This window comes from Dolichospermum sp. UHCC 0259 (genome assembly GCF_009711935.1).
In the GTDB taxonomy this organism is placed as follows: domain Bacteria; phylum Cyanobacteriota; class Cyanobacteriia; order Cyanobacteriales; family Nostocaceae; genus Dolichospermum.
The window spans coordinates 1-12,198 of sequence record NZ_VIKX01000086.1 but is presented as its reverse complement, the minus strand read 5'-3'; the positions used below and the strand labels follow the sequence as shown (position 1 = coordinate 12,198).

The following is a 12,198-nucleotide window of genomic DNA, read 5'->3' as shown; positions in this document are numbered from 1 at the left end:
CCTACTTCTACCTACCCTATAAACTCTCGAAAGTGGGGGGAGAGTGAAAAACTACTCTTGATTTCTCTCTGCACCTCTGCGTGAGACAAAAAAATGTGGCTCATTTACCCGAAAATCGCTCCAGCTATATAATTAACAAAAACACAAGATTAAACTGCAAAATTAGGCTAAAAATTAGAATTGCTATATTCTTCAGCCATACCGACAACCACTTTACGTGAACCTGTAAATGGTGTGCGTCCATGAGAGGCTAACATATTGTCAAGCATGAGAATATCCCCTGATTGCCAAGGAAACATTACCATTTCTTGATCATATATTTCCCTAATTTCTTGCAAAAAAGATTCTTCAATTGGAGAACCATCACCATAATAGGAGTTGCGTGGTAGTCCTTCTTCTCCAAAACCTGCTAATAGCAGTTCCTGAACTTGTGGGGACAAACTAGAAATATGAAATAAGTGGGCTTGGTTAAACCAAACTACATCTCCTGTTTGTGGGTGAGTAGCTACTGCTTGACATATTTGTTTAGTTGTCAGACGATTATTCTGTTTCCATTCCCATTCAATGCCTCGTTGACGACAGATTTGTTCGACTTGATCTTGATTGTTGGTTTGGAAAACATTTTCCCAAGTTAAATCAAGTCCATCTCCATAGTTTCTAACATACATTATTTTTTTGGCTATAAATTTATCCTTGATTTTGGCAGGAATCCGTGCAAATACTCGACGACCATCGGCTATGGGCGTTTCTCCTCCTGTTTCCGAAGCTGTGATACAGAAGAACCAAATTTTCATGGGCCAGTTACGGGAGTAGGCCATTTCATGATGTTGGGGAATACTTTGGTTAGCTGGGTATTCTGTGGAGGTATAGATTTTACCATTAACTTGACTACGAGGTGTAGAACGATATGTATAATCTAGCAATTCACTGGAGATGGAGTCCATAAATTTCTGAAACCCATCTATGTCTTTAATGTGACAATTACGAAAAAGTATGCCTCCATGTTTGAGAAGTTGTGTTTTTAGCCAATCTTGATGATTTTGAGTCCAATTTATGAGGTCTAATCCATCTATTGCTGGTGTTACTAACAAGGGTAAGGGATGGTCAGATAATTGTTCTGTTTTTATCCACTGTGCTGATGTTGATGTTACGGCTTGTCTTTTGACAAGTCCTAATTTTTTGAGGCTGGGTTTTGCTGTTTCCATAGAAGTTCTAATAGGCTCCTTCTTTGTTCAAAACTACCTGCACGGTTTTGAACAAAATCTGAAAATCTAACCACAGTGACCAATTTTCAATGTATCTGAGGTCAAGTTTGATGACTTGATCGAAATCTAAGATATCAGAACGTCCTGAAACTTGCCACATCCCAGTGACACCGGGTAACACTTCTTGACGGATAAAATGACCTTCGGAAAATTTGTCTACGTCTCTAGTAGGTAAGGGACGAGGACCAACGAGACTCATTTCTCCCAGGACAACATTAAATAGTTGAGGTAGTTCGTCTAGGCTGTAACGACGGAGAAATTTGCCTATCTGAGTGACGCGAGGATCATCTTTGATTTTAAATAAAACGCCATCTTTGGTTTCATTTAAGGCTTCTAGTTCTTTTTGCATTTTGTCTGCATCTGTTCGCATGGTGCGGAATTTCCACACTTTAAATTCCTTTCTGCGTAACCCTATACGAGTTTGTTGATAAAATACTGGACCTGGAGAGTCTAATTTAATTGCTGTGGCGATCGCTAAATATACAGGAAAGGTGAAAATGAGAAATAAAGTGGCAAAGAAAATGTCAAAAGTGCGCTTAATCCAGAAATCTTTACCAATAATTAATGGACAGACAAAACTTAAACAATTCATGCCCCCAACGTTGTGTACTTCTAAATCTCGATAAATTGCTTTGATTTCTACAGGTAAAAAATTGACTGTAATCCCAGATGCTTGGAATAACCAACATAAAAACATTCTATTTTGAATAGCATCCCAAGAAATAAAAACTTCTGTTATTCCCAGTTTATTGAGTTTATCTAAAGTTTTTTGGCGATTTTTTCTATCTAGGCATTTAGCACTATCGCTTCCCGCTATTGTGTAACGATTTTCTTGTTGAATAAAGCTAAAAACTTGTTCTTTTTCTTGGGAACTGCAAATTACAAAAACTGGATCACAGGCAATATTTTTCCTGCGTTGCAGATAGTCAAAACCGATATTCATGACTAATCTACCAGCACAAACTAAAAATGTACTGATGAACCAGAAAAATATTAATGTTGATCGGGTAATATCTTCAATTGGTTGATATAAAAAACAATACATTAAGATCACACAATGGGCAGAAAACATTGTTTTGATAATATTTCCATAATTATCTGATTTTGTGCCAGCACTTGTGAATGATTCATAATTACCTTGAAAATATAATGATGCTATTTGAATAAAAATAGCTGTCAACATAGACAAATATTCGTGCTGTCCCAGCCAAGGTGCATTATATTCAGCTAACATCCAAGCGATTAATAATAAAGCAATGTCTACTGAAATAATAATCAGTAATCTTAGCCACCATTTTCCTTTACGGATGGTAGCGAAATCAGGGGCGCGTAAATCTAATTTAGCTTCATTGAGGCTATCACTAAGTAAGGTTTGATTACTTATTGCAAGGTCTTTCATGATATAAGTTTACCTGAGTGTTATACGGGATATTGAATGATTGGAGTACATTAGTGATTGATTAAATAGGTACGGGCAAGGTTAAAGACTTGTTATAAATAGATTTTAGGCTGAGGTTGAAGGCTATAAAGAATATCACTCAATAACATAGTGCTATTACCTGTTGATAACTTGATTTTTCCTGACTATCTTCGGGAGTAATGAATTCATAAACTAATAGGATGACAAACTTACAACTATCAAAAGAAATATCAGCGGATAAAAATATTTCGCTTGATGATTCTTCTGAAGATGATGATTACACTGGGTATAATGTACTTTCCCGGAGAAAAAGAACTTAATGTATACTTCTTTAACTATTATTTTATTTGTCCAGTCTGTCAAGTATTTTATTTGTCTATATCGCTAAGTGTACTGTGGCTATATTGGTTAATATTCTGTAATCGGCCAGCATTGAGATTGAGTTAAATATGATATTTTTTAACTAGTAAAACTGTTGTTAGTATATATCAGATATTTTGTCAAAAATAGTTTCAGTATTTTTACGCCAGTATTTGAATAAGAGGACATTTACAATAGGGTTCAGGTAACATCATGAGGTTCTTTAAACAGATTACAAGCTTTTGACAGGCTGCTTTCAGGATAAATTGATATTCTCAATTTTTATTGTTTGTTAGATAAGTAAAACATTTGAATTGATGATATTTGTTTTTGATTTTTATGAAAGAATATATAAATAAGCACATATATTCTACATCCTGTTGTTTTCATAAATCTTAAATGATGTAATATTTATATCAATACATGAACTGAAATATTTAGTATGTTTTTGTCATGTATATAAAATCCGCATGGAAAATTTGCATTATTCGTATAACTTATTACATCTTATTTATGTAATCCTTATCCAAATTTTACATAATCTTTAATACTTCCGCTGTAAATTTTTAAGTTCAAGCATAGTAAAAGTCTTGTTTTGACATAAGTAATAGGATCAATTACACTACGATCGCAAATTCATAAAAGTATTTGAGTCAATGCAACCGACTCGCGTAATTGGTTTAATGAGTGGTACGTCTGTAGATGGGATAGATACCGCTTTCGTAGAAGTTTCCGGTAGAGATTTGGATTTGAAGGTGACATTACTCGCAGGGGAAACCTATCCCTACTCCCCTGATCTCAGAGAACACATTCTTGGGCTGGGGGCTGGTACGGCGGTGTCAATGGCAGATTTAGCCGCAATAGATGATGCGATCGCTCATAACTTTGCCCAAGCGGCTCAACATATTCAGATTGGTCATCCCAGTGCCACTCTCATCGGTTCTCATGGTCAAACTGTTTACCATCGTCCACCCCAAGGACGAGAAGAACTGGGTTATAGCTGCCAACTGGGACGGGGCGCGTTAATTGCCCACTTAACAGGTATTACTACTGTCAGTAATTTCAGAATAGCAGATATAGCTGCTTATGGTCATGGTGCGCCCCTTGTTCCTAAAGTAGATGCCTATTTACTTAGTCATCCCCAGGAAGAACGTTGTATTCAAAATATTGGAGGTATTGGTAATGTTACGTATCTTCCCGCCCGTAATGATGATTGGTTGTCGCAAATTCGCGGCTGGGATACAGGTCCAGGTAATAGTTTATTGGATCTAGCCGTACAGCATTTTACAAATGGCACTAAAAGCTATGATGATAATGGCGATTGGGCAGCCAGTGGTACACCCTGTTACCCCTTGGTGGAACAATGGCTAAGTCATGAATATTTCCATTTACCACCACCCAAATCTACTGGACGGGAGTTATTTGGTCTTACTTACTTGCATGATTGCTTACAGGATGCCCAAATCTACCAACTCAATTCCGCAGATTTTTTAGCAACTATCACCGAATTAACGGCAGTTTCTATTGTCCATAGTTATGATAGTTTCCTCCCCAGAAGACCACATAAGGTAATATTATGTGGTGGTGGCAGTCGTAATAGTTACTTAAAAAATCGCTTAAAGTTGTTGTTGGGTAATATTCCAGTTTCAACTACAGATGAATTTGGCTTAAGCGCTGCATTTAAAGAGGCGATCGCTTTTGCGGTTTTAGCATACTGGCGAAACATCAACATTCCTGGTAACTTACCCGCAGTCACAGGAGCATATCAAGAGATGCTTTTAGGGGAAATTCACAATAATTATCGCTAATTTAGTCTATATTCTTCTCTTTTCTTGCAGAAGACTAGCAAGTAGTTCTCAACTTCGACTGTGCTGGATTAAAACAAAGGATTTACCAGGTGGGGCATACTTTTTTATTAGAACCAGGACGGTGGGTGATCCAAGGCAACTGGTTGGAGCGCAATAGTCAACCAATTCCCTTGAAAGGTTTAACATTAGTGGTTTGGAATCGAGATAATTGGTTCTCTATGGCTACAAAATTAATCTTTCCTAACAGCGATCGCCCAGAAATCTCTTTTCAATATAAAGGACGATTACATGACGGAGAACGCCAGTATAATTTTTTACTTCAGCATAATATTCTAGGACAAATAGAAGGTGAAGGCTGGATTTGTCCAGATACAATTGTGCAACGTTATTGGGTATTGAGCGATCGTCAAAGACGCAGTGGATTTGAAACTCTACATCGAATTAATGATAATCAGTATTACTTAACTAGTGGTATTCTTGTTGGTCATTTTTTAGACAGTACAATAGAAGCTAATCTAGAACGCCAATTACATTAAGTAGGTGAATGTAAATAATTGTCTTAGGCAAGCAGGGGGAGAAGAGGGGCAGGGGGAGTAGGGGAGGGAAAACAGAAGTTTTTTCCTATTATTACCCGTCAAAATAACTTTGACGAACTACTAGTACACTGCGGCGTAAATAAGCCAACCATTCTCAATCACTAAAAAGCCTATGAACTATTATTTTTGACTTTTGACTTTTGACTTTTGACTTTTGACTTCCGCCCTGCGGTGCTAGTTGTACTTCAAAGATTCTACTTCTAAACTTAATCAGTAATTTTACTGGCAAGTAACCATGATAGTAAAAACGTACTAGTTATAAAGCCAGCAATTTTACGTAAAAATATAAGTAAAATTGAAAAGAATGCGTAAATATACCCTAAAAGTGAAATAATCAACTGATAAACTCTTGTCTAAATTAGACTCTAATTTGGAATTGACGGATTTTCGGTTTTAATTCTCAGGTTTTCAACCTACTTTCTAATCACCAAAACCTACAAAACTATCCCCTGAACTGTTAAACATTGGAGTCGAATTTTCTATGTCAGACCCCAACATTGGTCGCTTACTCGGAAACCGTTACCAACTACAAGAGCTAATTGGCTCTGGTGCAATGGGACGAGTTTATCGTGCTAAGGATACGTTGCTGGGAGGTGTCCCCGTTGCAGTCAAGTTTTTAACTTTATCCATCCAAAACGAAAGGATGCGTTTACAAGAACGATTTGAGCGAGAAGCTAAAACTTGTGCCTTACTTGGTCAAAAAAGCATCCATATCGTCCGAGTCATGGACTATGGGGTAGATGAAACATACTACGTTATGGAATATCTAAAAGGACAAACATTAGGTCAAATCATTCGCAAAAAACATCTAAGTTTACCCAGATTTCTCAGTATGTCCAAGCAAATTGGTTTAGGACTACAGTGCGCTCATGATGGTATTCCTGTAGATGGAGAAATTTGTCCAATCATCCATCGTGATATTAAACCCGGTAATATCATGGTGACTCAAGACCCCAGTTTTGGAGAATTAGTCAAAGTTTTAGACTTTGGTATTGCTAAATTACTAATGTCTGATAGTGACCATACCAAGTTCTATTTAGGAACTTTGGCTTATTCTTCTCCTGAACAAATTGAAGGTAAAGAATTAGATAGTCGTTCTGATATCTACAGTTTTGGGATCATGATGTTTGAAATGCTGACTGGTAAAATTCCTGTGGTGGCATCAACCAACAGCTTTGGCGCATGGTATAAAGCCCACACTTTTGAAAAACCCTGTTCCTTTGCAGAAATTTCTCCTAATTTGCACCTACCCAAGCAATTAGAAGATGTAATCATGAATTGTTTATGCAAAAAACCCAGTGAACGTCCCCAAAGTATCAATGAAATTATTAATATTCTTGCTACCGTAGAACAGCAAGAAGAAACGCCTAATATCGTCAACGATACTCCTATTATTCATAATAATGCTTTTGTATATCAAAATGCTCAAGACATTATTAAACCTAATGTTCCTGTAGTTCCTGTAGTTCCCGGAGCAGTAGAGAAAATAAAAACCGATCTGCTGACAATTCCCATTACAGATCACAACACACAAGTCGAACTACAGAGATATTCAATTCATAATGACATAACGCAGTTAGTTACTTGGCCACACAATAAACCAATTGCGAATATCGTATTTATTCAACCCATTTACCATGACAAAACTTTGTTACCAGCTTTATGGGTGATGCTACCCCAAGAAGAAATTCAAAAACGTCTAGTTTGTACTCGCTACAATCAATTTCTCTTTATTTCTTCTCCCCATCCTGTCATGTTATGGATTACAGTTATTTATAGTCGTCAACATGGGGCTAAATGGTTGCCTTATTATTTGGATCTCAAAACTAGTCCTGGACAAGAAATCACTCGATTACTGTACAACACCGGGCAATATCGTTTATTATTCTTCGCTAAAGAAACTCCTCATCCTTGCACACATATATTGCAATCAAATATTGCTGCGGCTCAAAGAAAAAGATTGCAAGAGTGGCTTGTTTCTAGTCAGGGTTCAACTTTATCAACGAATGCTCAAATTAGTAAAAATCTATTGAAAAAAGAATATGAAAAAATTAAACCTCAAATATTAGCTAAGTTAGAAACAATTGATACTAATTCTTCATTTGATATTTCTGGTTGATGATCTTAGGAGTCACCGAGTCAGGAGTCAGCACTTCGGCTTCGCTCAGTGACCAGTCAGGAGTCAGGAGTCAGCACTTCGGCTTCGCTCAGTGACCAGTCAGGAGTCAGGAGTCAGGATGAAGAATTAGAAAATGAAGAATTAATTGGAGGAGCAATCATAATACTGTAGTAGTAATCGAAGTTAACGCCCCAACATCCCCAGCTTTTTTCCTGTCTGGAAACGAGCAAGAGAAGGAGGTCGCCCACTGCGATACAAGAAAAGTTACAGAAATATCCGGTAAGAGTAAAGCTCAGTCACAAAGCGTGCTGAGATACAAGCGACACGAGCGAATTTATTCGCTTAATTCATTGACCGGTAACAATGGATGTGATAATATTTCACCAATTCCAGAATTTAAGTATAACTAAACGACGTAAAAACTTAACTTATGTGGTTGAGTGCGTAGTCATACCTAACGGTATTGCAGTTTAGGAAAGCTAAATTTGGTGAAAAATGAAATGCAAAAATCGAGTACGGTAGGGCATATCGGAATTAAAGCTTTAGGAGAATCAACCTCTGTTTTTGTTGGAGTAATCCAGTAATTGTAAGTTGGCTCGTTGATTAAAGAATCTCAGTGTCTTTAGACCTGAGAGTGTCAATCATTAGTAACTCTATGCCATATTGGGATCTGATTCTAGACCCCATTGATGTTTGAGCATTTCTTGGTAAGTTGCTTCACGAACGACCATTTGCTCATATAGTTTGACCAAAAAATCTTGAGCTTGTTCGTGGCTCATGTGTCGGACTTGTGTGGCAAAGGAGCGAATGCTAAATTGCTGTTCCAAAGATAGTTCAGTTCGTTGATTCATAAAACCTCGCAGTAGGTGGGAAACTCAGTGTCTTCAAACCTGAGAGGGAAACGAGTTGTGCGGTTTTAACCGCCTTGAATTGAATATTTTCTCATTACCGCCTTGGAGTTAGGAAATTCGGGGTACTTTTGTAATGTACTTTCAACGGGACAATTACCGATTCAAATTCTCCAACTCTGTACGCATAATGTTTTGCTCCAAAGAGCCTCCCATTTCTGGGGTAATGTTAGCTTAGACCAGTTATAAAAGCTTTTTAGACTTGCAACACTGTTTCAGTGACCTTAAAACTGTTTAATTGCAAATGACAGAGCAGGGAACTAGCTACGCATTCCGGGGTGTCATGACTCAAATAACGGCTACCACGAGACTCCCTTCGACTTCGCTCAGGGCAAGTAGGTCAGGGTGGTCTGGTCAGCACAGCTTGCTTGATTACTCTTGCAAGCTCAGTCCCTTTAGGGCTGGGTTACTGACAATGAACTCCAAAACAAACAATGTGTAAAATCGAAATTGATCACAGAATTGAAAAGTTGGCAATCGGGAATTTTTAGGTAAAACAGGCTGTTGCTTGTGATTTAAATTCCTTGTTGCCTTGATTTGCAATCTGTTGAATTAGATAAAAGTCCTAAGAGGTCATCTTTGGGCTAGATTTTGCCTGACATTTGTTTCTCTATATTAAGAAAGATAACAAGTATTTGACAATTTGCCCATCTTTTTGAATTTATTTTTCTGACGTATGTAGTGTTGCTGTATTTACCGATACAAAAATCTACTCCGCAGAGAGCGGATTTGTGCAAGTTTGATGGTTTGATTTTGGTGAAGATTCTTTAAGTTACAGTAGTTATGGGTTGGTTGATATTTAGGGGTTATTGGTGAGAAATTAAGAGACAGGCAAGTTTGATGTTTGCTGCTGATCTGGATTCTCTGATGTATTAACCGCTTATTTGCTGTTTATTAAGACAGACTACAAGGTGCAATATGTCAATTGTGGAAATTATAAAAATTTAAGCTCCTGTGGTAATTTGTGGAGATTAAAAATATTTTTATCAAATTGCTAATATAAAAAATGCTCAATTTGAACAAATTGTTAAGTATATTTACTTTTTTTTAGGGAACAGGGAGCAGGCAGGGGAGCAGGGGAGCAGGGGGCAGGGAGCAGGGAGCAGGGAGCAGGGGAGAAATTTTTTTCTTCTTTCTTCTTTTCTTCCTCCTGACTCCTGACTCCTGACTCCTGACTCCTACCCCCTATTAGGCTTCTACAGACACGAGGATAACGGTAATGTTATCGTGTCCACCTTCTTCTTTAGCGGCTTCAACTAAGGTGTGAGCAGCTTGTTCTAAATTGGGTGCGTCGTTGATGTATTGAAAAATTTTCTGATCTATGAGTTCTTCTGTAAGTCCATCACTACAGAGGAGGAGGCGATCGCCACTTTCTAGAGTTAGTGGTTGAATATCAATGTGGTTGAGGTCTTCTCTGCCTAAACAACTAGATAAAACGTGACGATAGGGATGAACTCTGGCTTCATCAGCAGTAATATCGCCAATTTTCAGGGCTTTGGCAATCCAGGTATGGTCTTCTGTAATTTGTTCTAGTTGTGATTCTCGCAGACGGTAAAGACGGGAATCACCAACATGACCACATACGGGTAATTCCGATGGACGAATCATGATGACTACGGCTGTTGTCCCCATATCAGACCGTTCAGGATGATTTTGCTGGTCTTTAACTATGGCTTGATTGGCGGTAGATAAAGCTTGTTCTAAAATTGCTGAGGAAGACTGGGAGGATTGCCAATTTTGATCGATATATGAACGAATTTCTTCGGTAGCAATGCGACTGGCTTCTTCTCCTCCTGCATGACCACCCATCCCGTCAGCAACTATAAAGAATCGCCCTGCGGGGTCAATATGGTAGGAATCTTGATTATAAGCACGAATAAGCCCCGGATCTGTACAACCGGTAGATTCAAGTTTCATAGATTTTTCGTGAACAATTAATTAATACATTCGATCATAACGGTCGAGGCGTAAAAGCAAACGAATCAGCATGAATGAAACTGATGCGGCAATTAAACCAATTAAACTTGCTAACCATACATAATGGCTAACGAGGAGAATTGTAGCGGCAATTGTAAAACCACTGATAATAAGAGCATAACTTATTCCCAGTTGAATATTACTCTGTCGCCGTATCAGGCGTTCAGTTTCTACGGAGCGAACTCTTAGTCGAATATCCCCTCGTTCTATTTTATCCAGGGTATCTTCTAATCTTCGTGGTAATCCTAAAGCAGTGCTACTGACTTGGACTGCTTGACGACTTAATTCATTCAAGAAGCTATTCCCCTCAGAACTACTGTTATCTGTCATAAGCTGCATGGCGTAAGGCTGGGCAACTTCCATAAAGTTAAATTCTGGATCTAGACCTTTACCGACTCCTTCGAGGGTGGAAAAGGCACGCATGACGAAGGTAAAAGTTGCTGGAAATCTAAATGGTTGATCATAAGCGAGTTCGTATAAATCCTCGCTAATGGCTGCCACTGATTGATTTTCAAAGGGCTTATCCATGAAGTTATCCAGCATAAACTGGACTGAACGGCGGACTGGTCCCATGTCATCAACTGGGGCGATCGCTCCCAAATCAACTAAAGATTTTACCACACGGTCTCCATCTTTTTGGGCGATACCAAATAAGGTTTCCATTAATCCTTCACGAACATTGGATTTAATTGTTCCCATCATCCCGAAGTCGTAGAAAATCAAAGCGCCGTCGGGACTAACTGCGAGATTACCAGGGTGGGGGTCAGCGTGGAAGAAGCCATTGTTGAGAAGTTGATGGAGATAGGCTTGTGCGCCATAGCGAGCGATCGCTTTTCTATCCACACCCGCTGCATCTAAAGCATCATATTGACTAACTTTAATCCCCGGCACATACTCCAAAGTAATCACTCTAGAGGTAGCATAACGCCAATAAACCCTCGGTACTTTTACCCAATCATAAATACGGAAATTCCGGCGAAAAGTATCGGCGTTGCGTCCTTCATTCAGATAATCAATTTCTTCCCAAAGAATGCGACAACATTCTTCATATATACCCATCCAATCTCTACCCCGTCCCCATTTGGGATGGTTTTGAAAATAGCGAGCAATACCTTTAAGAATGCCTAAATCAATTTCAAACAGCTTTTTGAGTCCAGGGCGTTGCACCTTGACAACCACTGACTCACCAGTATACAAAATCGCCTTATGGACTTGACCCAAACTAGCAGCAGCCAGGGGAACAGGTTCAAAATCTTGGAACAGCACGGAAATCTTCTTCCCTAATTCCTGCTCAATAATTCCTTCTACCTGTTCATAACTAAATGCCGGGACTCTATCTTGTAACTTAGATAACTCCTCCACATATTCCGCAGAGAAAATATCCGCACGAGTTGAAAACAATTGTCCAATCTTAATAAAAGTCGGACCCAAATCTAAAAACGTCGTTTTAATCCAGATTGCTTGGGCTTTGCGTCTAGCTGCTTGCTTGGCTTCTGTTACACCACCGGGGTAACTCCAAGCCTTGTTATAGCGCCAAATTTTGAACATCAAGGTCAAGACAAAAGACCAAATATCCACAAAGCGGCGTTTGCTAGAGTATTCTTCCCGATTCCAACGGTATGCTTTGTCTGAGTAACCTTGTTCCATATTTTTCTTATACCGTCGGGTTGTCACGGAGGGAGGGGGCAGGGGGCAGAGGACAGGGAACTAGCTACGCATTCCGGGGTGTCATGACTCAAATAACG

The 12,198-nt window shown here is 38.7% G+C and carries 9 protein-coding genes; 4 read left to right on the top strand and 5 right to left on the bottom strand.

Annotation, left to right across the window (positions count from 1 at the left end; translation table 11 throughout):
• Positions 1 to 167: 167 nt before the first annotated feature.
• Both FJR05_RS06915 and FJR05_RS06910 read right to left on the bottom strand, forming a co-directional pair.
• Positions 168 to 1,205 (bottom strand): TauD/TfdA family dioxygenase, encoded by a 1,038-nt coding sequence (locus FJR05_RS06915; protein ID WP_168643435.1) that lies wholly within the window; start codon positions 1,203 to 1,205, stop codon positions 168 to 170.
• Positions 1,206 to 1,212: 7 nt separating this feature from the next.
• Positions 1,213 to 2,664 carry a sugar transferase gene (locus FJR05_RS06910; RefSeq protein ID WP_168643434.1) on the bottom strand — a complete coding sequence of 484 codons (1,452 nt, stop codon included), beginning with the start codon at positions 2,662 to 2,664 and terminating at the stop codon, positions 1,213 to 1,215.
• Positions 2,665 to 3,701: 1,037 nt separating this feature from the next.
• On the opposite strand from FJR05_RS06910, the gene FJR05_RS06905 reads away from it, so the two are divergent.
• The 4 genes from FJR05_RS06905 to FJR05_RS27595 all read left to right on the top strand — a co-directional run bounded on the left by FJR05_RS06905 (position 3,702) and on the right by FJR05_RS27595 (position 7,739).
• The gene (locus FJR05_RS06905; protein ID WP_168643433.1) at positions 3,702 to 4,853 is read left to right on the top strand and encodes an anhydro-N-acetylmuramic acid kinase; all 1,152 of its coding nucleotides are present in this window, start codon (positions 3,702 to 3,704) and stop codon (positions 4,851 to 4,853) included.
• Positions 4,854 to 4,942: 89 nt separating this feature from the next.
• The gene (locus tag FJR05_RS06900; RefSeq protein ID WP_168643432.1) at positions 4,943 to 5,389 is read left to right on the top strand and encodes a hypothetical protein; all 447 of its coding nucleotides are present in this window, start codon (positions 4,943 to 4,945) and stop codon (positions 5,387 to 5,389) included.
• A gap of 541 nt (positions 5,390 to 5,930) precedes the next feature.
• Positions 5,931 to 7,568: a serine/threonine-protein kinase gene (locus tag FJR05_RS06895; protein WP_168643431.1), complete on the top strand. Its 1,638-nt coding sequence runs from the start codon at positions 5,931 to 5,933 to the stop codon at positions 7,566 to 7,568.
• Positions 7,569 to 7,616: 48 nt separating this feature from the next.
• Entirely contained in the window at positions 7,617 to 7,739 is a 123-nt protein-coding gene (locus tag FJR05_RS27595) for a hypothetical protein (protein ID WP_256376179.1), read from the top strand.
• A gap of 482 nt (positions 7,740 to 8,221) precedes the next feature.
• Here FJR05_RS27595 and FJR05_RS06890 read toward each other — a convergent pair whose 3' ends face one another.
• From FJR05_RS06890 to FJR05_RS06880, 3 genes are all read right to left on the bottom strand, one after another.
• Entirely contained in the window at positions 8,222 to 8,419 is a 198-nt protein-coding gene (locus tag FJR05_RS06890) for an NblA/ycf18 family protein (RefSeq protein WP_168643430.1), read from the bottom strand.
• A 1,245-nt stretch (positions 8,420 to 9,664) separates the two neighbouring features.
• On the bottom strand, positions 9,665 to 10,393 hold the full coding sequence (locus tag FJR05_RS06885; RefSeq protein WP_168643429.1) for a Stp1/IreP family PP2C-type Ser/Thr phosphatase: 729 nt from the start codon (positions 10,391 to 10,393) through the stop codon (positions 9,665 to 9,667).
• 21 nt (positions 10,394 to 10,414) lie between these two features.
• Positions 10,415 to 12,100, bottom strand: a complete 1,686-nt coding sequence (locus tag FJR05_RS06880) for an AarF/ABC1/UbiB kinase family protein (protein ID WP_168643428.1) — start codon at positions 12,098 to 12,100, stop codon at positions 10,415 to 10,417.
• Positions 12,101 to 12,198: the final 98 nt, after the last annotated feature.